The sequence below is a fragment of the Pseudomonas sp. Pseu.R1 genome (genome assembly GCF_045764065.1).
Taxonomy (GTDB): Bacteria; Pseudomonadota; Gammaproteobacteria; order Pseudomonadales; family Pseudomonadaceae; genus Aquipseudomonas.
This window is the reverse complement of sequence record NZ_JBJGEE020000001.1, coordinates 4,860,968-4,883,077: the sequence shown is the minus strand read 5'-3', so window position 1 is coordinate 4,883,077 and position 22,110 is coordinate 4,860,968. Positions and strand designations below refer to the sequence as shown.

The window sequence follows — 22,110 nt, the reverse complement described above, 5'->3', positions numbered from 1 at the left end:
TCCGACTTGATCAATGCGTAATCGTTGTGGGAGCCGCCTTGGTGGCGAAAGCGGTTGAGCAGCCACCATAGAATCTCCCTCAAAATCGCCGCACAGCACCAAAATCGGTTACCCGCCCACCACCACCTGATTGCGTCCATTGTGCTTGGCCGCGTACAGCCCTTGGTCCGCGCTCTGAATCAACTGGCGGCTGTGGCTACCCACCGGCGGGATGATCGTCGCCAGGCCGATGCTGACCGTCAGGTGCGAGCCTTCGGTCGGCGCGATGTGCGGGATGTTCATGCCCGCCACGGTCTGGCGCAGCTTTTCCGCCAGCAGACGCGCGCCGCCCGGCGAGGTGTTCGGCAACACCAGCGCAAACTCTTCACCACCATAACGGGCAGGCAGATCGGATGGGCGGCTGCAACTGGCGCGAATGGCCTTGGCCACCTGGCGCAGGGCTTCATCACCCTCAAGATGGCCGAAATTGTCGTTATACGCCTTGAAGTAGTCGACATCGATCATCATCAGCGACAACTGGGTCTGCTCGCGGATCGCCCGCCGCCACTCCAGTTCCAGGTACTCGTCGAAGTGCCGACGGTTCGAAAGGCCGGTCAGGCCGTCAGAGTTCATCAGGCGTTGCAGTACCAGGTTGGTGTCCAGCAACTGCTGCTGGCTGACGCGCAAGGCGCGGTAGGCCTCATCACGCTGCAACAGCGTCATGTAGGACCGCGAGTGGTAACGGATGCGCGCCACCAACTCGATGTTGTCCGGCAACTTGACCAGATAATCGTTGGCACCCGCTGCGAACGCGGCGCTCTTGATCAACGGGTCTTCCTTGGTCGACAGCACGATGATCGGGATGTCCCGTGTCATCGGGTTGTTGCGGTATTCACGTACTAGCGTCAGGCCATCCAGCCCCGGCATGACCAGGTCTTGCAGGATGACGGTCGGCTTGATCTGGATCGCCTGTGCGATGGCCTGATGAGGGTCGGCGCAGAAGTGGAAATCAATGTTTTCCTCATTCGCCAGCCCACGCCGGACTGCTTCGCCGATCATCGCCTGATCGTCGACCAGCAACACCATGGCAGCGTTTTCGTCCGTGGTGTCTAACTCGTCCAGCTGCAAATCATGCATTCAGGGTCTCCTGGTCACAGCCGGGCTGTGAAATCACCTGGAAATTCATTGGGTAAAAGCCTCGTTCAAGCGAGACGCGATGCTGTCCAGCGGGCGAATCTCCATGGCGGCGTCAATCGCGGCTGCCGCTTTGGGCATGCCGTAAACCGCACAACTTTGCTGATCCTGGGCGATGGTGAGAAACCCGCGCTGACGCATCAGCTTGAGTCCCTGGGCACCATCCCGGCCCATACCTGTCAACAGAACACCCACCGCATCACTGTTCCAATAGGTCGCTACGCTCTCGAAGAAGACGTCGATCGAGGGCCTGTAGATCTCGTTAACCGGCTCGGCGGTGTATGCCAGCGTGCCGTTTTTCAACAATCGAATATGGTGATTGGTGCCTGCCAACAGCACGGCACCGGGTTGAGGCGGTTCGCCATCACGGGCTAATCGTACTGCGAGTCCCGATGAACTGCTCAACCATTGTGCCATTCCAGCCGCAAACACCTGATCCACGTGCTGAACCAGCACGATAGCCGCCGGGAAACTCTTCGGCAGGCCCTTGAGCAGCACTTCCAGCGCAGCCGGTCCACCTGCGGACGATCCAATGGCAACCAGCCCTTGCCGTTGCGCGGCTTCGCGCACCGGTGGCGGCGCCTGTTTGACCCGGCTGTCACGCTGGCCGATGAGCCAGCCTATATTAAGTATCTTGCGTAACAAAGGTGCGGCGGCTTCTTGCGGGTTGCCCGCGCCAATCGCCGGGGTGTCCACGACGTCCAGCGCACCGTGGCCCATGGCTTCGAAGACGCGATGCACGTTCTGCTCGCGATCCACCGTCACGATCACGATGGCACAGGGCGTGGCCGCCATGATGCGTCGCGTGGCCTCGACGCCGTCCATCACCGGCATGATCAGGTCCATCAGGATCAGGTCCGGCGTCAGCTCGGCGCAGCATTGCACCGCCTCCGCGCCGTTGCTCGCCACCCACACCACTTGATGCGCAGGCTCGAACGCCAACGCACGGCGCAGAGCCTCGACAGCCATGGGCATGTCGTTGACGATGGCGATCTTCATCCCTGCGCATCTCCTATGAGTTCAACGACCGCATCGAGCAATGCGTCGTCATGAAAACTGGCCTTAGCCAGATAATAGTCGGCGCCAGCATCAAGCCCGCGTCGGCGGTCTTCTTCACGATCCTTGTACGACACCACCATCACCGGCAGCGACTGCAACCGGCTGTCGCGTCGTAACAGGGTGACCAGCTCGATGCCGTCCATGCGCGGCATGTCGATGTCAGTGATCAGCAGATCGAAATCCTCGGCACGCAGGGCGTTCCAGCCGTCCATGCCATCCACCGCCACCGCCACTTCGTAACCGCGACTGAGCAGCAGCTTGCGCTCCAGTTCGCGCACCGTTAGAGAGTCGTCCACCACCAGCACGCGTTTGCGCGATTGTGCGTCGGCCTGGCGATTGCGCCGGTCGATGCGCTCCAGACGTCCGGTGTTGAGCAGTTTTTCCACCGAGCGCAGCATGTCTTCGACGTCGATGATCAGCACCGCCGAACCGTCGTCCAGCAACGCGCCAGCGGAAATGTCCTGAACCTTGCCCAGACGCGGGTCCAGCGGCAGCACCACCAGCGTGCGCTCGCCGATGAAGCGCTCGACCGCCACGCCATACACCGCGTCGCGCTCGCGAATGATCACGACCTTGAGCACATCGGCGCTGTCCTGGCTGGCCGGGCGATTGAGCAACTGGCTGGCCGCGACCAGACCGACGTGCCGCTCTTCGTGCCAGAAATGCTGACGACCTTCCAGTTGCACGATTTCGTCGGCCTGCACATCGCGCATGCGTTCGATGTGCGCCAGCGGGAAGGCATAGGCCTCGCCGCCCACTTCGACGACCAGACTGCGCACCACCGACAGCGTCAACGGCACTTCAAGATGGAAGCGACTGCCCTGCCCCGCCTGCTGGTGCAAATCAACACCGCCGCGCAGTTGCCGGACCATGTGCAACACCGCATCCAGCCCCACGCCTCGGCCCGAGACTTCGGTGACCTTGTCGCGCATGCTGAAACCGGGCAGGAACAGGAAACTCAACAGCTCTTCTTCGCTCAACTGCGCAGCGGTTTCTTCCGGCGATAATTTGCGCGCGATGATACTGCGACGCAGCTTCTCCAGATCGACACCCGCGCCGTCGTCGATCAGTTCCACGACCAATAGCCCGGCCTGATGGGAGGCCTTGAGCTGAATCAGGCCTTCGGCGGGCTTGCCGCTGGCCAGGCGTTGTTCGGGCAACTCGATGCCATGATCCACCGCGTTACGCAGCAAGTGAGTCAGCGGCGCTTCAAGTTTCTCCAGCACATCGCGGTCGACCTGGGTTTTCTCACCTTCGATTTCCAGGCGCACCTGTTTACCCAGCGAGCGCCCCAGGTCGCGCACCATGCGTGCCTGACCGGCCAATACATCGGCGAACGGGCGCATGCGACACGCCAGTGCGGTGTCATACAGCAGTTGCGCGCGCTGGCTGGCCTGCCAGCCGAATTCGTCCAGGTCCGCCGTCTGCTGAATCAGCAAATGCTGCGCTTCGCTCAACAGGCGACGGGCCTCATCCAGTGCTTTCTGGGCGTCCGGATCGACATTGGCGTCGAGCAGCGCTTCCAGATTATCCAGCGCCCGGCTGGCCCCCATCTGTGAACGTTTGACCCGTTGCATGGCGGTCAGATACGGCTTGAGCCGCTGGGTCTCGACCAGCGATTTGCTCGACAGGTCCAGCAGGTTGTTCAAACGCTCGGCGGTGACTCGCAGGACCCGCTCGCCGCCTTCAGCCACCCGCCGCTCACGATGCCGCTCGGTTTTCGGTGAAGCATCTTCTTCACTTTCCGCGACAACGGGCGGCGTCGGCGCAGGGGGTTCCACGACGAGGGGGGGGTCAATCACCGCAGGCTCGGGAACGAGCGGCGCATGAGCGGATTGCACCGACTCCACCAATGCCTGGGCATTGGCCCGCAGCAAATCCTCCATCGAGGGTTCGGCGGACGGCGCCGCAGCCGCATGATGAGCGCCCGGCTTGATCAAGTCGTTCATCAGGGCCACATAGCCATCCACGTCACCCTGACCCACGCTGCTTTCGCCCGGCGTGGCGATGCGCATCAACATGTCGGTGCCCATCAACAACGCGTCGATGTGTTCGGGCTTCAGGTGCAGACGCCCTGTCTGGGCTTCCACAAGACAGTCTTCCATGACGTGGGAAACGCTGACGCCCGCATTGACCCCGACAATCCGCGCCGCGCCTTTAAGCGAGTGGGCGGCACGCATGCAGGCTTCCAGTTGGTCGGCCTGGGTCGGGTTGCGTTCGAGGGCGAGCAGGCCTGCGCTCAACACTTGAGTCTGCGCTTCGGCTTCCAGCGTGAAGAGTTCGAACAGCGAGGCGTCGCGCATTTGATCGGGCGTCATATCAGGCTCCGGTTCACTGCCGACAACAGGTGTTCTTCATCCAGCAGGCGCAGGCTGCGGTTTTTCCACTGCACAACCCCCTTGGTGAATCGGGCATTGGTGTTCTGTGCGGGGACCGATGCGGCGTCCAGCAACCGCGCTTCGATGGCGTGGATACCGTCGACCTCATCCACCGGCACCACCACCGGGCCGCCCTCCACGGCGACGATCAGCATGCGCGGCATAACTCGACCAGTGCTGACAGGGGCGAACGAAACGTCCAGCCCGAGCAGCTCGACAAACGACAGGCAGGCCACCAGCGCGCCACGCACGTTAGCGACACCGAGCAAGGCGCGTGAACGCTGGTGGGGCAACGAATGAATCGACTGGACGGGCGAGACTTCCACCAGACACCGGGTCGGCAAACCGAGCCATTCTTCACCGAGGCGAAAGACCACCAGCGAGCGGGTCTTGACGTCGCTGTCCAGCTCGTCGCTTTGCGCCACGGCCCGGTGCTCTTGAGCGAGCGCATAACGGTCCAGCAAACGGGTGGCGGCGGCGGAATACACCGAGCAGTTGCGGCAATGGATGTGATCGGCCAGCAACGGGCAGGAACGGTCGCCGTGAATGCCGATACGGTTCCAGCAATCGTCGATGGCCTGGGCGTCGTCGCTGATCAATTCACTGTGTACGCCGGTCATCGACTACGTCCTTCTTTGTTCACACCACGTGCGGCGCGCTCTTGCAGACGGCGGGCTCCGGCGCTGTCGCCTTGCGCAGCCAACAGGGCCGCCAGTTGCGCCAGCGCCTCGGGGTGCTGGGGTTCCAGATACAGCGCCTTGCGGTAAAAGCCCTGAGCGCCGATGACATCACCGCCCACTTCACTGAGCAGACCCAGCCAATAGAAAACCGAGGCCACCGGTTCATAGCGTTTCAGGTATTGCTCGCAGGCCAGTTTGGCCTCCGCGCTTTTGCCTTCGTTGGCCAGTTGTTTGATGCTGTTCAACAGGGTCGCCGCCTCGCCGGTCGAGACAGGCGCTGGCGGTGCCGGGCTGCGCGTCGTAGCGGGTGTGGACGCAAAAGGCCTCGTGACAGGCTTGGACCGTGGGGACGGTGCCGGTTTGCTGCTGACCGATGGCGCAAGAGTTGGCGACACAGGCGGCAGCGGCGCAGCGGGCTGGACTGCAAAAGGGTCCGCCACAGGTTCCGAACGATGACGGAACGCGAACGACTGGGGAATCCCGATGGAGGCCATGCCCATGCGCCCCAACAGGCTGCCTTCAGCGGGACCGATGAACAGCAGGCCGTCCTCGCGGGTCATCCGCTTCAACGCCTCGAAGCCCTGACGTTGAGTGTCGACGTCGAAGTAGATCAACAGGTTGCGGCAGAACACGAAATCATAGGCCGATTGCGCCACCAGCAAGTTCGGGTCGAGCAAATTGCCGGTCTGAAAACTGACCCGCTCACGCACCTTCTCGTTGACGAGGTAGCCCTCGTCGACCTGGCTGAAGTAGCGGTCACGAAAACTCAATTGATCGCCACGAAAGGAATTCTTGCCATACACCGCACGTCGCGCCCGTTGCAGCGACAGCGGGCTGATGTCCACGGCTTCGACTTTGAATTGCTGCGGTTGCAACCCGGCGTCGAACAGCGCCATGACAATCGAGTACGGCTCTTCGCCGGTCGAGCATGGCAGGCTGAGAATGCGTAATGGGCGAACGCCACTCAACTGGACGACCCGTGCGGCAGCGAGCTTGCCGAGGGTGCCGAAGGATTCCGGGTAACGGAAAAACCAGGTCTCCGGCACGATCACCGCTTCGATCAGCGCTTGCTGTTCGTCAGCCGAGCTTTGCAGCAGTTGCCAATAGGCATCGGCGGTGTCCGCCTTGACGCTGGTGCAGCGCTGACGCACCGCCCGCTCGATGATGGCCTCGCCCACAGACGCAACGTCCAGACCGATGCGGCTCTTGAGGAAGGCGAAGAAACGCGCATCGGAACTCATGGCATGGACTCAAGGGCTGCAAGGTCCATGGGCTGGGCGGGAAACAGCATGTCCCGCACATCATCGGTGAGCAGGTCCTGTACTCGAATCCATTGCAACAACCCAAGAGCGTCTTCGCGCACAGGCCCCAAGTACGGCGCTTCGCGGTTGTCCAGACCATAGGCCTTGAACTCATCGACGGCGCAACGCAGGGTATCCGTCGCGTGTTCGAGAACCAGCCCCAGACGCTGCGACGGGCGATCGCCCCCCATCCGGTAATGCACCAGCACCACGCGCGTGCTGGTGCGCAGCGGCGCCGGCTCGCCAAAGGTCAGCGCGCTCAGGTCAATGACCGGCACCACTGCGCCCCGATGGGCAAAAACGCCTGCGACCCAGTGCGGCGCCCGCGCAATGGGTTTGAGCATCAGACGAGGCAGGACTTCGGCGACCTCGGCTGCCTCCAGCGCATAACGCTCCGTCCCGATGCGAAACAGCAGGAACAGTTTGTTCTTGGGCACGACGGCCGTGCCGCGCTTGGCTGAATGCTCGGTCATGGCCCGATCAGACCTTGAATCGCGAAACGCCGCTGCGCAGACCTACCGCCACCTGACTCAGTTCGTCGATGGCAAAACTGGCCTGACGCAAGGACTCCACCGTCTGGCTGCTGGCATCGCCCAACTGCACCAGCGCCTGGTTGATCTGCTCGGCGCCCGTGGCCTGGGCCTGCATACCTTCGTTGACCATCAACACCCGCGGCGCCAGCGCCTGTACCTGGTGGATGATCTGCGAAAGCTGCTCACCGACCTGCGTCACCTCGAACATGCCGCGACGCACTTCTTCAGAGAATTTGTCCATGCCCATCACGCCCGCCGACACCGCTGACTGGATCTCGCGGACCATCTGTTCGATGTCATACGTGGCGACCGCCGTCTGATCAGCCAGACGACGCACCTCGGTGGCGACCACCGCAAAACCACGACCATATTCGCCGGCTTTCTCGGCTTCGATCGCCGCGTTGAGGGACAGCAGGTTCGTCTGGTCGGCGACCTTGACGATGGTCACGACCACCTGATTGATGTTGCCCGCCTTCTCATTGAGGATCGCGAGCTTGGAGTTCACCAAATCCGCCGCGCCCATCACCGAATGCATGGTTTCTTCCATGCGCGCCAGGCCTTGCTGGCCGGAACCGGCGAGGATCGAAGCCTGATCGGCGGCCGACGTCACCTCGGTCATGGTGCGCACCAGATCGCGAGAGGTGGCGGCGATTTCCCGCGAGGTCGCACCAATTTCCGTGGTGGTCGCAGCGGTTTCGGTGGCCGTGGCCTGCTGCTGTTTGGACGTGGCGGCAATCTCGGTGACCGAGGTGGTGACCTGCACCGACGAACGCTGCGCCTGGGACACCAGCGCCGCCAGCTCGGTGACCATGTCGTTGAATCCGGTCTGCACCGAATCGAATTCGTCCTTGCGCTCCAGGTTCAGGCGGCTGCTCAAGTCACCCGTGCGCATGACCTCCAGAATGTGCACGATGCGGTTCATCGGCGCCAGAATCGCCCGCATCAGCAGCAAACCGCAGGCAGCGGCTGCAAGGACGGCAAGCACCAGGGAAATGCTCAGCGTGACTTTGGCGCTGGAGACAGCGGTCTGAATATTGTCAGACGCGCGGTCCGCATTGACCTTGTTCTTGGTACCCAAGGCATTGAGCATCTTGCGGCCGTCAAACCACATCGGGGTCAACTGCTCGGTAAAAATGCGTTGCGCCAAGGCATAGTTGTCGCCCTGATAGGCCGCCAGAATGCCATTAAGGACCAGACCATAACGTTCCCGCAGTTGCAGGAACTGCGCGAAATCATTGCGATCGGTCTCTTCGAAAATACTCTTTTGATAGGCGGATATCTGCGCTTGCAGACGGTCCTCGAACTCTTTGTATTGGTCTTCTTCAGCGTTGGTCAGCGCACGCCCTGCGCCTTCAGCGAGCAACTGCTGGGTACGCACATAACTTTCAACCCATGCCCCACGCACCGTGCTGCTGTAATAGACGCCCGGCAACGCGTCGAGACGCACCTCATCGCCGCTGCTTTCAATCACCAGCAACCGGTTGAAAGCCACAATCACCATCAGCAGCATGATGGCGATGATGACAGCGAAGCTCGCCAAAATACGTTGACGCAACGTCCAGTTCTTCACAGTCAGCCCTCAAGAGTTCAACACCGGCAAAAACCGGGTTCAAGAAGCGGACCGACAGACGGCCCAACGCGAGCGGAGTATAGCCTAGTGCCTTACTGTTTAAACGGGCTGTTTCCGACATGACTTACGTAATAACGCACACATGTAGCGTAAATGTCAGACGGGTTATCGGCAGATGGGAAAGTGTGTTTGATAGTGGACTGCCAACCTGTCAAAAATCGTCCGGCGTTCAGACCGCGCTGTCGATCATCAAGCACTGTAGCTGTTGGAGTGAGCTTGCTCACGATTTCGGTCTGTCGTCATAGCGGCAGTGACTGACCGGATGCCATCGTGAGCAAGCTCACTCCCACAGGTATGAATACCGACTTTGTGCGGTGCCGTTTATTGCTGTGCCTGGCGAACCTGATTTTCCAGCTCGGCTTTCAAGCCCGGCGCCAGCTTCAGTTGCTTCGCCAGCTCATCCAGATACGCCCGCTCCATGAAATGCTCCTCATCCACCATCATCACGCTGGCCAGGTACATCTCGGCAGCGATTTCCGGGGTATGGGCCGCGCGGGCGACTTCGGCAGGGTCCAGCGGTTTGTTCAGTTCGGTGTGCAGCCAGTGCTGTAATTCCTGATCGCCAGTCAGGCGGGTGAACTCGCCTTCTAACAACTGCCGTTCGTAGTCATCTACGTGGCCGTCCGCCTTGGCCGCCGCCACCAACGCCCGAAGGATCGCCTCACTGTGCTGCTCGACCTGCGCCGGTGGCACGCGGTCTACGGTTTGTGGCTGACTCGGCCCGGCACCCGCTTGATTCGCCTGCCAGTTGCCGTAGGCCTTGTAGGCGAGTACGCCCAGCGCCGCCAGGCCGCCATAGGTCACGACCTTGCCGCCGATCTTGCGCGCGCTCTTGTTGCCCAGCAACAGCCCCATCGCACCCGCTGCCAGCGCCCCGCCGCCCGCGCCGGACAGAAATCCGCCCAGATTGCCGCCCCCCATTTTGCCCAGTAAATCGCCAAGCCCGCCCTGGCTGCCTTGGCGTTGAGATTCGGAACGAGCCGGTTTGCCTGCCGTGTTCTGCAACAGGTCCTGACCGGATTTCAACAGCTGATCGAGCAAGCCTCGGGTATTCATGGGCACCTCCTGAAAACAGATAAACAGTCCGACCCGCAGGTTAAGTCGAAGTCGTCAGGTGTCGTTTTCGGGTGTGCTTCTGGATGTTGCAGGTCAGTCACCAGCCATTCAGTAAAAACGATATACACTCGCTACATTCTAAAAAATCACGCGAGCCGCGCCCTTCATGATGACGCTACGCCAGATTCGCCATTTCATTGCGGTGGCCGAAACAGGGTCGATATCAGCCGCTGCACAAGCGGTGTTCATTTCCCAGTCCACCCTGACGCTGGCCATTCAGCAATTGGAGGAGGAAATCGGCGTCACCCTGTTCAGTCGTCATGCCAAGGGCATGACCCTGACTCACCAAGGGCATCAGTTTCTGCGTCAGGCGCACCTGATTCTGGCCACCGTCGAAAACGCCAAACGCAGCCTGCAACAAGGCGCTGAACAAGTGGCCGGGCAATTGGTGATCGGCGTGACCAGTCTCGTCGCGGGTTACTACCTCGCCGACCTGCTGACCCGCTTTCAGCGCGCCTATCCCAACGTCGACATTCGCGTGATGGAAGACGAGCGGCCTTACATCGAGCATCTGCTGGTCAGTGGCGAGATCGACATTGGCGTGTTGATTCTCTCCAACCTGGAAGACCGTCATGCCTTGCAGACCGAGGTATTGACCCACTCGCCCTATCGGCTTTGGCTGCCTGCTCAGCATCCGCTGCTGGAGCACGACAACATCAACCTCGCCGATGTCGCCTGCGAGCCGCTGATTCAACTGAATGTCGACGAGATGGGCAGCAACGCACAGCGCATTTGGTCCCGCGCGGGGCTGCAACCGAAAGTCGGCCTGCGTACGGCCTCAACGGAAGCAGTGCGCAGTCTTGTGGCGGCCGGCCTGGGTGTGTCGATTCAGCCGGACATGACCTATCGCCCCTGGTCGCTGGAAGGCGACATCATTGAAGCCCGCCCTATCGCCGACTTGACCCAAACGCTGGACGTGGGCTTGGCGTGGCGTCGAGGCACCGCACGGCCTTCATTGGTTGATCCCTTCCTGAGCGTCGCCCGAGAACAGCCTCACCCGGGACGCAAGCCATCGATTTAATCGAATGGGGGTTTCAGTATTTAGAATTTGTCGACCACTGAAGGGGGCACTAGGCTCTGAGGATTGGGAATCAACCTGTATCTATATCTTTCAGTAGCGGCGCCGCTCTCCTGTGGGAGTGAGCTTGCTCACGAAAGCGATGTGGAAGGCTCCAGAGGTGCATCTGCCTTACTGGCCTATTCGTGAGCAAGCTCACTCCCACAGATGACCAGTGATCTTTCGGCCTGATACGCAACACCTCTCGACACAAGGAAGCTCGAACCATGGCAGGCGGCGCGAACCCTCAATTCCTCACTTCACTGCTGATCGACGGTGAACTGATCGCAGGCCAGGGGTTTGTCGAGCCGATCCTCAATCCGGCCACGGGCGAGGTGTTGACCCACATCGCCGAAGCCAGCACGGATCAGGTCGAAACCGCGATTCTGGCGGCCAACCGCGCCTTCGCCGAATGGTCGCGCACCACACCGCAACAACGCGCCCATGTGCTGCTGAGCATCGCCGATGCCATCGAAAAGAACGCTGATCACCTCGCCCAACTGGAAGCGCTGAATTGCGGCAAACCTTTGCATCTCGCGCTTCAGGACGACCTGACCGCTACCGTCGATGTATTCCGCTTCTTTGCCGGAGCGGTGCGTTGTCAGACCGGGCAACTGGCGGGCGAATACGTGCCGGGGTACACCAGCATGGTGCGGCGTGATGCCATTGGAGTGGTTGCGTCCATCGCGCCATGGAATTACCCGATCATGATGGCCGCGTGGAAAATCGCCCCCGCGCTGGCCGCCGGTAACACGCTGGTGTTCAAGCCCTCGGAACACACCCCCCTCTCGATTCTCGCGCTCGCCCCGCTGCTCGCTGACCGCCTGCCCAAGGGCGTGATCAACATCGTTTGCGGCGGTGGTGAAGGCGTGGGCAGTCATTTGGTCAGCCACCCGAAAGTGCGGATGGTGTCGCTGACCGGGGATATCGTCACCGGCCAGAAGATCCTTCAGGCCGCTGCCAAAACCCTTAAACGCACCCACCTTGAGCTGGGCGGCAAGGCCCCGGTGATCGTCTGCAACGATGCCGACATCGCCGCAGTGGTCGAGGGCGTGCGCACCTATGGCTATTACAACGCGGGCCAGGATTGCACCGCCGCCTGCCGAATCTATGCCCAGGCCGAGATCCACGACAAATTGGTCGCCGAACTGGGCAGCGCTGTCAGCAGCCTGCGCTTTGCGGGCAAGCGCGATGCCGACAACGAGATCGGCCCGCTGATCAGCACCCGCCAACGCGACCGCGTGGCCAGCTTTGTCGAGCGTGCACTGAGCCAGCCGCACATTGAGCGCATCACGGGCGCTGCCGTGCATTCCGGCCCCGGCTTTTTCTACCAGCCGACGCTGCTCGCAGGCTGCAAACAGAACGATGAAATCGTCCAGCGCGAGGTGTTCGGGCCGGTGGTGACCGTCACCCGTTTCGACGAACTGTCACAGGCCGTGGAGTGGGCCAACGACTCCGAATACGGCCTGGCCTCGTCGATCTGGACCCGGAATCTGGACAAGGCCATGCAGGTCGCAGCCCGGCTGCAATATGGCTGCACCTGGATCAACAGCCACTTCATGCTGACCAGCGAAATGCCCCACGGCGGCTTGAAGCGCTCAGGCTACGGCAAGGATTTGTCCAGTGATTCGCTTCAGGACTACAGCGTGGTCCGCCACATCATGGCCCGAAGCAGCTACGAGCTGTGAATTTCAAGCGTCAAGCGAACGCTATAAAAACAGCGATACCCTGAGATTTTGTTCTGCCGAAAAAAACATCAATAACGAGGTGAACCCTATGTCGTTTCAAAAAACCGCGCTCTTGGGCGCCATAGTGGCCGGATTGCTCTCAAGCGGCATGGTACAGGCGGCCGAAGTGCTCAAGTCTGTCGGCAATGGTGAAGGCCAACTGGATATCGTGGCGTGGCCGGGTTACATCGAACGGGGCGAGAGCGACAAAGCCTATGACTGGGTCACCGGCTTCGAAAAAGAGACCGGCTGCAAGGTCAACGTCAAAACCGCAGCGACCTCCGACGAGATGGTCAGCCTGATGACCAAGGGCGGCTACGACCTGGTGACCGCATCGGGCGATGCCTCGCTGCGTCTGGTGGCGGGCAAGCGTGTTCAGCCCATCAACACCGATCTGATCCCCAACTGGAAAACCCTCGACCCGCGCCTGAAAGACGGCCCGTGGTACACCGTCAACAAGCAGACTTACGGCACGCCCTATCAGTGGGGACCGAACGTGTTGATGTACAACACCAACGTGTTCAAGACCCCGCCTGTGAGCTGGAGCGTGGTGTTCGAACCGCAAGACCTGCCGGACGGCAAGCCGAACAAAGGCCGTGTGCAGGCTTATGACGGGCCAATCTACATCGCTGACGCGGCGCTGTACCTGAAGTCCGCCAAGCCGGAGCTGAAAATTGAAGACCCGTACCAGTTGACCGAGACCCAGTACAAGGCCGTGCTCGACCTGCTGCGCGCGCAACACCCGCTGGTGCACCGCTACTGGCATGACGCGACCGTGCAGATGAGCGACGTGAAAAACGAAGGTGTCGCCGCCTCAAGTTCGTGGGGCTACATGGTCAACGGCCTGGTGGCGGACAAACAGCCTGTCGCCTCGACCATCCCGCAGGAAGGCGCCACCGGTTGGGCTGACACCACCATGCTGCACGCCGAGGCCAAGCACCCGAACTGCGCGTACAAGTGGATGGACTGGTCGCTGCAACCGAAGGTGCAAGGTGACGTCGCCGCCTGGTTCGGCTCGCTGCCGGTCGTGCCTGCGGCGTGCAAGGGCAACGAGTTGCTGGGGGCCGAAGGTTGCGCCACCAACGGCTTCGACCTGTTCGACAAGATCGCCTTCTGGAAAACCCCACAGGCCGAAGGCGGCAAGTACGTGCCGTACAGCCGCTGGACCCAGGATTACATCGCGATCATGGGTGGGCGGTAGCTATTTAACCCGCAGGTCAGACGCAATTCCTGTGGGAGCCGGCTTGGTGCGGGCGGCGTTCCGATGAATGCGGTCAGTCATTCAACATTGCAGTGCCTGACCTGACGCATTCGCCAGCAAGCCGGCTCCCACAAAGGCGACCGCGCAAGACTCCAGATCCCTGCTATCTCCAGAGTTTCCAATCATGACCCTTGCAGTCCAGTTCACCCACGTTTCCCGTCAGTTCGGCGATGTGAAGGCCGTTGACCGGGTTTCCATCGACATCAAGGACGGCGAGTTCTTTTCCATGCTGGGCCCGTCGGGCTCGGGCAAAACCACCTGCCTGCGCTTGATCGCAGGCTTCGAGCAACCCAGCGCAGGTTCGATCCGCATTCATGGCGAGGAAGCAGCAGGCCTGCCGCCGTACCAGCGCGACGTGAATACGGTGTTCCAGGATTACGCCCTGTTCCCCCACATGAACGTGCGTGACAACGTGGCCTATGGCCTGAAGGTCAAAGGCGTGGGCAAGAGCGAGCGCCTGACCCGCGCCGAAGAGGCGCTGAGCATGGTCGCCCTCGGCGGTTATGGCGATCGCAAACCGGTGCAGCTTTCCGGCGGCCAGCGCCAGCGTGTGGCGTTGGCACGTGCGCTGGTCAATCGCCCACGCGTCCTGTTACTCGACGAACCCCTTGGCGCCCTCGACCTCAAGTTGCGCGAGCAGATGCAGAGCGAGTTGAAGAAACTCCAGCGCCAACTGGGCATCACCTTCATTTTCGTGACCCACGACCAGACCGAAGCGTTGTCCATGTCAGACCGCGTCGCGGTGTTCAACAAGGGCCGCATCGAACAGGTCGACACCCCGCGCAACCTGTACATGAAACCGGCGACGCCCTTCGTTGCCGAGTTCGTCGGCACCTCCAATGTGCTGCGTGGCGAACTGGCGCAGCAGTTGAGCGGCAACGCCAGCGCGTTCTCCATTCGACCCGAGCACATCCGCTTCGCTGAAGGCCCGGCGGGCAGTCACGAAATCGAAGTCAGCGGCTTGCTGCACGACATCCAGTATCAAGGCAGCGCCACCCGCTTCGAACTGATGCTGGATAACGGCCAGACCTTGAGTGTCAGCCAGCACAATACCCAATGGCTGGACACCAGCGCGCAACACCAGACAGGCCAGCGGGTCACCGCACGCTGGGCGCGTGAGGCGATGGTCGCGCTGCACGACCCTGTCACCGAGGCCCGCTGACATGAGCCAGACAGTCGCGCATTCAGCGCCGATGCCAGGGCTTTCGCCCCTGCGACGCCTCTCCAATCTGCTGTATCTACGGCCGAACCTGTACCTGTCGCTGCTATTGATCCCGCCGCTGCTGTGGTTCGGCGCGATCTATCTCGGTTCGCTGCTGAGCCTGCTGTGGCAAGGGTTTTACACCTTCGACGACTTCAGCATGACGGTCACCCCCGACCTGACCCTGACCAACTTCGCTGCGCTGTTCAACCCGGCCAACTTCGATGTGATCCAGCGCACCCTGACCATGGCCATCGCGGTGTCCATCGCCAGCGCCATCGTCGCCTTTCCCATCGCCTACTACATGGCGCGTTACACCACGGGCAAGACCAAGGCGTTTTTCTACATTGCGGTGATGATGCCGATGTGGGCCAGTTACATCGTCAAAGCCTATGCCTGGACGCTGTTGCTGGCCAAAGGCGGCGTGGCGCAGTGGTTCGTTCAGCACGTGGGGCTGGAACCGGTGTTGCAGGCGATTCTGGGGCTTCCCGGCGTCGGCGGCAGCACCTTGTCGACCTCCCATCTGGGGCGCTTTCTGGTGTTCGTCTATATCTGGCTGCCGTTCATGATCCTGCCGATTCAGGCCTCACTTGAACGTCTGCCGCCGTCATTGCTGCAAGCCTCGGCGGATCTGGGCGCCACACCCCGGCAAACGTTCATGCAGGTGATTTTGCCGCTGTCGGTGCCGGGCATCGCAGCGGGTTCGATCTTCACCTTCTCGCTGACCTTGGGCGACTTCATCGTCCCCCAACTGATCGGCCCGCCGGGCTATTTCATTGGCAGCATGGTCTACGCCCAGCAAGGCGCCATTGGCAACATGCCCATGGCCGCCGCGTTCACGCTGGTGCCCATCGTGCTGATCGCCATTTACCTGTCCATCGTCAAACGACTGGGGGCTTTCGATGCGCTCTAAGCCTGTCATCAAGCAAGGCGATCAAGCCTCATGGGGCTTGAAGATCGCCGCCTGGGGCGGGCTGGTGTTTCTGCACTTCCCGATCCTGATCATCTTCATGTACACCTTCAACACCGAAGACGCTGCGTTCAGCTTTCCACCACAGGGGTTCACTCTGAAGTGGTTCAGTGTGGCGTTTGCCCGGCCTGATGTGCTGGAAGCGATCAAGCTGTCGCTGCAGATCGCCTGCGTTGCCACCCTGATCGCGCTGGTGCTGGGCACGCTGGCCTCAGCGGCGTTGTACCGCCGGGACTTCTTCGGCAAGGACGGCATCTCACTGATGCTGATCCTGCCCATTGCCCTGCCCGGCATCATCACCGGGTTGGCGCTGCTGTCGGCGTTCAAGTCACTGGGCATCGAGCCGGGGATGTTCACCATCATCGTCGGCCATGCAACGTTCTGCGTGGTGATCGTCTACAACAACGTCATCGCCCGTTTGCGCCGCACCTCCCACAGCCTCATTGAAGCCTCGATGGATTTGGGCGCGGACGGTTGGCAGACCTTCCGCTACATCATCCTGCCGAACCTGGGTTCGGCGTTGCTGGCGGGTGGGATGCTGGCGTTCGCGTTGTCGTTCGACGAAATCATCGTCACCACCTTCACCGCAGGCCATGAACGCACGCTTCCGATCTGGTTGCTCAACCAACTCAGCCGCCCACGGGATGTGCCGGTGACCAACGTCGTCGCCATGCTGGTGATGATGGTGACCATGCTGCCGATCCTCGGCGCCTATTACCTGACCCGTGGCGGCGAAAGTGTGGCCGGTAGCGGCGGGAAATAATCCTTTTTTAAGGAACTACGCCAATCCCCTGTGGGAGCGAATTCATTCGCGATGGCGTCGGTACATTCGACACAACGCTGTCGCCTGGAATACCGATTCGCGAATGAACTCGCTCCCACAAGGGGCCCGATTTGAATCAATGCAGTAGCGACAGGCCAACGCGCCCGAAATACCCAACGGATCGAACAAGAGGACAACCCCATGCAAACCAAACTGCTGATCAATGGCCAACTGGTCGCCGGTGAAGGTCCCGCGCAACCCGTGTTCAACCCCGCACTGGGCCGTGTGCTGGTGGAGATCAATGAGGCCAGCGAAGGCCAGGTCGACACCGCCGTGCGCGCCGCCGATGCCGCGTTCGAGAGCTGGTCGCAGACCGCACCGAAAGACCGCTCGTTGCTGCTGCTGAAACTTGCCGATGCCATTGACGCCAACGCCGAAGAACTGGCCAAACTGGAGTCGGACAACTGCGGCAAGCCTTACCACGCCGCGCTGAACGATGAACTGCCCGCGATTGCCGACGTGTTCCGCTTCTTCGCCGGGGCCAGCCGCTGCATGGGCGGCTCGGCGGCCGGTGAATACCTGCCGGGCCACACCTCAATGATCCGCCGCGACCCGGTAGGCGTGATCGCCTCGATTGCGCCGTGGAACTACCCGCTGATGATGGTCGCCTGGAAAATCGCCCCGGCCCTCGCCGCAGGCAATACCGTAGTGCTCAAGCCATCCGAACAAACCCCGCTGACCGCATTGCGCCTCATCGAATTGGCCAATGACATCTTCCCCGCAGGCGTGCTGAACCTGGTCTTCGGTCGCGGCCAGACTGTCGGCAACCCGTTGGTGACTCACCCGAAAGTGCGCATGGTCTCGCTGACCGGCTCCATCGCCACTGGCTCGCACATCATTTCCAGCACCGCCGACAGCGTCAAACGCATGCACATGGAGCTGGGCGGAAAAGCGCCGGTCATCATTTTCGACGACGCTGACATCGACGCCGCCGTCGAAGGCATTCGCACCTTCGGCTTCTACAACGCAGGCCAGGACTGCACCGCCGCTTGCCGTATTTACGCGCAGAAAGGCATCTACGAGAAGTTCGTGCAGAAACTCGGTGAAGCAGTCAGCACCATCAAAGTCGGCCTGCAGGATGACCCGAACACCGAACTCGGTCCGCTGATCACCGCCCAACATCGCGACCGCGTGACCGGCTTCGTCGAGCGCGCCGTCGCCCAGTCCCACACCCGCCTGATCACCGGCGGCAAAGCCATCGACGGCAATGGCTTCTTCTTCCAGCCAACGGTCATCGCCGATGTCCAGCAGGATGACGAAATCGTTCGCCGCGAGGTATTCGGACCTGTGGTGTCAGTCACTCAGTTCGACGACGAAGCGCAGGTGCTCGGCTGGGCCAACGATTCGGACTACGGCCTGGCCTCGTCGGTCTGGACCCAGGACGTCGGCCGCGCTCATCGCCTCTCGGCGCGCCTGCAATATGGCTGCACCTGGGTGAACACCCACTTCATGCTCGTCAGCGAAATGCCCCACGGCGGTCAGAAACTGTCCGGTTATGGCAAGGACATGTCCATGTACGGACTGGAGGACTACACCACCGTGCGGCATGTGATGTTCAAGCATTGAGCCTCCCTTGCCTGCGCTGATCAATCTGATCGTTCCCACGCTTCGCGTGGGGATGCCTCCACCAACGCTCCGCGTCCCAAGCGGACGCAGTGCGCCGAAAACAGCGTTACCACGCGGAGCGTGGGAACGATCAGAGTGATCTCAAAAAACTGATGAGAATTTGATATCACCACGCAACCCCTGTGCACTTCCATGGTCAACACCCTTGACGCTGCTTTGGATTGGCAGGGGCTTTTTGCTATTCGTTCGAGTAAGCACGAATCGCTCATCCAATCCATTCACCCTCAATTGGATAGAAAGGGTGAGGATTTTTCCGGTCCGGCTTCGTACACTGTCACCCCCTGACTGGAGCCTGCTTCGTTGACCAGATACCCCCGCTTCCCCGCAGGTGACAGTGAGGCCGCTCGCACCCTTATGGGAATCGACTGGAGCGAGACGTCGCTAGGCCCCATGGAGCAGTGGCCTGCCGCGCTGAAAGTGCACTTGAACCTGATCTTCAATTCTCCAGAGTCGATGTACGTACTCTGGGGTCCCGATCTGCTCTTCTTTCACAACGATGCCTATGCGCCCGTGCTCGGCCCTCGGGTGGAAAAGGCCATGGGCGCGCGGATGCAGGAGCTGTGGTCGGACGTATGGGATCAGGTGCTGCCTAATGTGGAAGACGCGCTGCGGGGTATCCCCTACCAATGCGAAGACCTGCCGTTGACGATGGCCCGTTACGGGGAAATCGAACGGACGTGGTGGTCATTCTCGTTCTCGCCCGTCATCGACGAGCAAAACGCTGTGGCCGGATTGCTGTGCATCACCAAGGAAACCACCAAACGCGTCCTGGACCAACGAGCATTAAAGGCCAGCGAACAGCGTCGGCTGGACCTGATCGCCAATCTGGAGCGCCAGGTGATCGAGCGCTCTCACGAACGTGGGCTGACGTGGCAAGTCAGCCCTGACCTGTTGTCGGTCATGACCGACGATTTGCGCTTCGAAACCACCAACCCCGCCTGGCGCTTGACCCTGGGCTGGTCCGATGACGAACTGTCGAAACGGGCGTTCACCGATCTGATCCATCCCGACGACGCCCCGCGCAGCCAGGAAGCGTTCGATGCCCTGAGCCACAACCATCCGGTTTTGAATCTGGAAAACCGCTACCGGCGCAAGGATGGCAGCTATCGCTGGCTGTCCTGGGTAGCGGTGCCGGAAGGCGGGAAGATGTACTGCAGCGCGCGGGACATCACCACCGAGAAACAGCAGGCCGATGCCCTGCGCGTGGCGGAGGACGCGTTGCGCCAATCGCAAAAAATGGAAGCGGTCGGGCAGTTGACCGGCGGACTGGCCCATGACTTCAACAACCTGCTGATGGGGGTCAGCGGCAACATCGAGCTGCTAAAAAACCGCGTCGCCAAGGGACGGACCGAGCATCTGGAGCGTTACATCGAATCGGCGCTTGAAGGCTCACGCAGAGCCGCTGCGTTGACCCATCGGCTGCTGGCGTTTTCGCGTCGTCAAACCCTGGACCCCAGACACACCGATATCGATCGACTCGTCGAGGGCATGGCCGACCTGATCCGGCGGACCGTCGGCCCCTCCATTGCCATGGATGTCATCGCCACAAGAGGGTTATGGGCGACACTGGTGGACCCCCACCAACTGGAAAACGCCCTGCTCAACTTGTGCCTTAACGCGCGCGACGCCATGCCGGATGGCGGTCAGTTGCTGATCGAAACCTGCAACAAAGAGCTCGACGCCGCCGAGGCACGGGACCTGGAATTGCCCGAAGGCCGCTACGTCGCGCTGTGCGTGAGCGACAACGGCAGCGGCATGAGCAGTGAAGTGGTCAAGCGGGCATTCGATCCCTTCTTCACCACCAAACCCATCGGGATGGGGACAGGCCTTGGGCTGTCGATGATCTACGGATTTGCCCGCCAGTCGGGGGGCGGTGTACAGATCAAATCGACCCTTGGACGAGGCTCGCAAATCTGCATTTATCTGCCCGCACACTCCGATGTTCCAGTCGTCACCGAACACGCGCCCGTCCCGGATCCCGACGCTCGCCTGGGAGCAGGCGGGGAAACCGTTCTGGTGGTGGATGATGAACCGTCGGTACGGGTGCTGGTCGCTGAGGTGCTGACCGATCAGGGCTATCGTGTACTGGAAGCAGACAACGGGGCATCGGCGCTGGAAATCTTGAACACCCGTCAGGCCATTGACCTGTTGGTGTCGGATGTCGGCTTGCCGGGCGGCATGAATGGTCGCCAACTGGCTGACGCCGCGCGCACGCTCCGGCCTGGTCTGAAAGTGTTGTTCGTCACCGGTTATGCCGAAAATGCCGCGCTGGACAAAGGACGGCTCGAACCGGGCATGCATGTGCTGACCAAGCCGTTTTCGATTCCGGCGCTCAGCGAGCGGGTGAAGGGATTGCTGGAAAACTGAGAACGTCCCCCCCGTGGCAGTCCGGCTCGCCGGCGGTGGCGATTGTACGGACGCCACCGCCGACGAGCCGGACTGCTACAGAACTGACAACGCCAGACTGCTCAATCGCGCAAATCCGACTCATGAATCGGCTGATCCCGATGGGTCGCCCGCTGATACTGCGCAGGCCACACCGCCTGGCGCCCACCCAAATCATCATCGGCATGCAAGGGCCAATACGGATCACGCAACAGCTCGCGGGCCAAGAGAATCAAATCCGCCTGGCCAGTACGCAAAATCGTGTCGGCCTGATACGGCTCGGTGATCATGCCCACCGTCCCGGTGGCGATCCCCGACTCTCGCCGAACACGCCCCGCGAACTCGGTCTGATACCCCGGCCCCACTGGAATCTCGGCATTGGCCGCCGTGCCGCCCGATGACACGTCGATCAAGTCGGCACCAATGGCCTTGAGTCGTTTGGCCAGTTCGACCGTTTCATCCGGGTTCCAGCCGTCCTCGACCCAATCAGTGGCCGACACCCGCACGAACAACGGCAACTCCTGCGGCCAGACCTTGCGCACGGCTGCGGTGACTTCCAGTGTCAGGCGAATGCGATTCTCGAACGAGCCACCGTATTGATCACGCCGTTGGTTACTCAACGGCGACAAGAATTGATGCAACAGATAGCCGTGGGCCGCATGAATCTCCACCACCGAAAACCCTGCCGTCAGCGCCCGTTTTGCGGCATCGACGAAGGCCTGAATCACCGTCTTGATTTGAGTCTCGTCAAGCGGCGTGGGTTTGGTGTGCTGAGGGTCGAACGCGATTTCGGACGGCCCCCATGGCGTCCAGCCCCCCTCATCCGTGGGGATGCTGCCGTGCTTGCCCAGCCAAGGCCGCCATGTGCTGGCCTTGCGCCCGGCATGAGCCAGTTGAATACCGGCAACCGCACCTTGCGCGGTGATGAATCGGGTAATGCGTTGCAGCGGCGCGATCTGGTCATCGGACCAGATGCCGAGGTCTTCGGGGGTGATGCGGCCGTCGCGGGTCACTGCAGCAGCCTCAGTGAAAATCAACCCGGCGCCACCCACGGCACGACTGCCCAGGTGCACCAGATGCCAGTCATTGGCCAGGCCGTCGGCACAGCAGTACTGGCACATCGGCGACACCACGATGCGATTGCGCAGGGTCAGTTGACGGAAGGTGAAGGGTTCAAGCAGCAGGCTCAT

At 61.2% G+C, this 22,110-nt stretch carries 17 protein-coding genes; 8 read left to right on the top strand and 9 right to left on the bottom strand.

Features of this window, described 5'->3' with window-relative positions; translation table 11 throughout:
• Positions 1-108 precede the first annotated feature (108 nt).
• The 8 genes from ACI5GA_RS22215 to ACI5GA_RS22180 all read right to left on the bottom strand — a co-directional run bounded on the left by ACI5GA_RS22215 (position 109) and on the right by ACI5GA_RS22180 (position 9,810).
• Entirely contained in the window at positions 109-1,116 is a 1,008-nt protein-coding gene (locus ACI5GA_RS22215) for a diguanylate cyclase domain-containing protein (protein WP_421424272.1), read from the bottom strand.
• A gap of 45 nt (positions 1,117-1,161) precedes the next feature.
• Positions 1,162-2,172, bottom strand: coding sequence for a chemotaxis response regulator protein-glutamate methylesterase (locus ACI5GA_RS22210; RefSeq protein ID WP_404637432.1), 1,011 nt, complete (start codon positions 2,170-2,172; stop codon positions 1,162-1,164).
• A complete protein-coding gene (locus ACI5GA_RS22205) occupies positions 2,169-4,550 on the bottom strand; it encodes a hybrid sensor histidine kinase/response regulator (RefSeq protein WP_421424271.1) in 2,382 nt (793 codons plus the stop codon). The genes ACI5GA_RS22210 and ACI5GA_RS22205 overlap by 4 nt, the downstream gene beginning before the upstream one ends.
• Positions 4,547-5,230, bottom strand: a complete 684-nt coding sequence (locus tag ACI5GA_RS22200) for a chemotaxis protein CheW (RefSeq protein ID WP_421424270.1) — start codon at positions 5,228-5,230, stop codon at positions 4,547-4,549. Before ACI5GA_RS22200 ends, ACI5GA_RS22205 begins: the two co-directional genes overlap by 4 nt.
• Positions 5,227-6,531 carry a CheR family methyltransferase gene (locus tag ACI5GA_RS22195; RefSeq protein ID WP_421424269.1) on the bottom strand — a complete coding sequence of 435 codons (1,305 nt, stop codon included), beginning with the start codon at positions 6,529-6,531 and terminating at the stop codon, positions 5,227-5,229. Before ACI5GA_RS22195 ends, ACI5GA_RS22200 begins: the two co-directional genes overlap by 4 nt.
• The gene (locus tag ACI5GA_RS22190; RefSeq protein ID WP_404637424.1) at positions 6,528-7,064 is read right to left on the bottom strand and encodes a chemotaxis protein CheW; all 537 of its coding nucleotides are present in this window, start codon (positions 7,062-7,064) and stop codon (positions 6,528-6,530) included. Before ACI5GA_RS22190 ends, ACI5GA_RS22195 begins: the two co-directional genes overlap by 4 nt.
• A gap of 7 nt (positions 7,065-7,071) precedes the next feature.
• Positions 7,072-8,694, bottom strand: coding sequence for a methyl-accepting chemotaxis protein (locus ACI5GA_RS22185; RefSeq protein ID WP_404637422.1), 1,623 nt, complete (start codon positions 8,692-8,694; stop codon positions 7,072-7,074).
• Between the two features lie 381 nt (positions 8,695-9,075).
• Entirely contained in the window at positions 9,076-9,810 is a 735-nt protein-coding gene (locus tag ACI5GA_RS22180) for a tellurite resistance TerB family protein (RefSeq protein ID WP_404637420.1), read from the bottom strand.
• Positions 9,811-9,976: 166 nt separating this feature from the next.
• Here ACI5GA_RS22180 and ACI5GA_RS22175 point away from each other — a divergent pair, with 166 nt between their 5' ends.
• From ACI5GA_RS22175 to ACI5GA_RS22140, 8 genes are all read left to right on the top strand, one after another.
• Entirely contained in the window at positions 9,977-10,891 is a 915-nt protein-coding gene (locus tag ACI5GA_RS22175; protein ID WP_404637418.1) for a LysR substrate-binding domain-containing protein, read from the top strand.
• 263 nt (positions 10,892-11,154) lie between these two features.
• Entirely contained in the window at positions 11,155-12,615 is a 1,461-nt protein-coding gene (locus tag ACI5GA_RS22170) for a gamma-aminobutyraldehyde dehydrogenase (RefSeq protein ID WP_404637416.1), read from the top strand.
• Between the two features lie 88 nt (positions 12,616-12,703).
• Positions 12,704-13,855: a putative ABC transporter substrate-binding protein YdcS gene (gene ydcS, locus ACI5GA_RS22165; protein ID WP_404637414.1), complete on the top strand. Its 1,152-nt coding sequence runs from the start codon at positions 12,704-12,706 to the stop codon at positions 13,853-13,855.
• Positions 13,856-14,039: 184 nt separating this feature from the next.
• Complete coding sequence (locus ACI5GA_RS22160; RefSeq protein ID WP_421424266.1) at positions 14,040-15,077, top strand: ABC transporter ATP-binding protein; 1,038 nt, start codon at positions 14,040-14,042, stop codon at positions 15,075-15,077.
• A 31-nt stretch (positions 15,078-15,108) separates the two neighbouring features.
• Positions 15,109-16,029 carry an ABC transporter permease gene (locus ACI5GA_RS22155; RefSeq protein WP_421425511.1) on the top strand — a complete coding sequence of 307 codons (921 nt, stop codon included), beginning with the start codon at positions 15,109-15,111 and terminating at the stop codon, positions 16,027-16,029.
• Positions 16,019-16,849 (top strand): ABC transporter permease, encoded by an 831-nt coding sequence (locus ACI5GA_RS22150; protein ID WP_421424264.1) that lies wholly within the window; start codon positions 16,019-16,021, stop codon positions 16,847-16,849. The genes ACI5GA_RS22155 and ACI5GA_RS22150 overlap by 11 nt, the downstream gene beginning before the upstream one ends.
• Positions 16,850-17,050: 201 nt before the next feature.
• Complete coding sequence (locus ACI5GA_RS22145; RefSeq protein WP_421424263.1) at positions 17,051-18,475, top strand: gamma-aminobutyraldehyde dehydrogenase; 1,425 nt, start codon at positions 17,051-17,053, stop codon at positions 18,473-18,475.
• Between the two features lie 414 nt (positions 18,476-18,889).
• Positions 18,890-20,902 (top strand): response regulator, encoded by a 2,013-nt coding sequence (locus tag ACI5GA_RS22140; protein WP_421425510.1) that lies wholly within the window; start codon positions 18,890-18,892, stop codon positions 20,900-20,902.
• Positions 20,903-21,003: 101 nt separating this feature from the next.
• On the opposite strand, the gene ACI5GA_RS22135 is transcribed toward ACI5GA_RS22140, so the two are convergent.
• Positions 21,004-22,110 (bottom strand): NADH:flavin oxidoreductase/NADH oxidase, encoded by a 1,107-nt coding sequence (locus ACI5GA_RS22135; RefSeq protein WP_404637406.1) that lies wholly within the window; start codon positions 22,108-22,110, stop codon positions 21,004-21,006.

Excerpts from the sequence above, each read along its gene's own strand:
- ACI5GA_RS22215 (WP_421424272.1), bottom strand. The coding sequence starts at position 1,116 with ATGCATGATTTGCAGCTGGACGAGTTAGACACCACGGACGAAAACGCT.
- ACI5GA_RS22210 (WP_404637432.1), bottom strand. The coding sequence starts at position 2,172 with ATGAAGATCGCCATCGTCAACGACATGCCCATGGCTGTCGAGGCTCTG.
- ACI5GA_RS22205 (WP_421424271.1), bottom strand. The coding sequence starts at position 4,550 with ATGACGCCCGATCAAATGCGCGACGCCTCGCTGTTCGAACTCTTCACG.
- ACI5GA_RS22200 (WP_421424270.1), bottom strand. The coding sequence starts at position 5,230 with ATGACCGGCGTACACAGTGAATTGATCAGCGACGACGCCCAGGCCATC.
- ACI5GA_RS22195 (WP_421424269.1), bottom strand. The coding sequence starts at position 6,531 with ATGAGTTCCGATGCGCGTTTCTTCGCCTTCCTCAAGAGCCGCATCGGT.
- ACI5GA_RS22190 (WP_404637424.1), bottom strand. The coding sequence starts at position 7,064 with ATGACCGAGCATTCAGCCAAGCGCGGCACGGCCGTCGTGCCCAAGAAC.
- ACI5GA_RS22180 (WP_404637420.1), bottom strand. The coding sequence starts at position 9,810 with ATGAATACCCGAGGCTTGCTCGATCAGCTGTTGAAATCCGGTCAGGAC.
- ACI5GA_RS22175 (WP_404637418.1), top strand. The coding sequence starts at position 9,977 with ATGATGACGCTACGCCAGATTCGCCATTTCATTGCGGTGGCCGAAACA.
- ACI5GA_RS22170 (WP_404637416.1), top strand. The coding sequence starts at position 11,155 with ATGGCAGGCGGCGCGAACCCTCAATTCCTCACTTCACTGCTGATCGAC.
- ydcS (WP_404637414.1), top strand. The coding sequence starts at position 12,704 with ATGTCGTTTCAAAAAACCGCGCTCTTGGGCGCCATAGTGGCCGGATTG.
- ACI5GA_RS22160 (WP_421424266.1), top strand. The coding sequence starts at position 14,040 with ATGACCCTTGCAGTCCAGTTCACCCACGTTTCCCGTCAGTTCGGCGAT.
- ACI5GA_RS22155 (WP_421425511.1), top strand. The coding sequence starts at position 15,109 with ATGCCAGGGCTTTCGCCCCTGCGACGCCTCTCCAATCTGCTGTATCTA.
- ACI5GA_RS22150 (WP_421424264.1), top strand. The coding sequence starts at position 16,019 with ATGCGCTCTAAGCCTGTCATCAAGCAAGGCGATCAAGCCTCATGGGGC.
- ACI5GA_RS22145 (WP_421424263.1), top strand. The coding sequence starts at position 17,051 with ATGCAAACCAAACTGCTGATCAATGGCCAACTGGTCGCCGGTGAAGGT.
- ACI5GA_RS22140 (WP_421425510.1), top strand. The coding sequence starts at position 18,890 with ATGGGAATCGACTGGAGCGAGACGTCGCTAGGCCCCATGGAGCAGTGG.
- ACI5GA_RS22135 (WP_404637406.1), bottom strand. The coding sequence starts at position 22,110 with ATGAGCCTGCTGCTTGAACCCTTCACCTTCCGTCAACTGACCCTGCGC.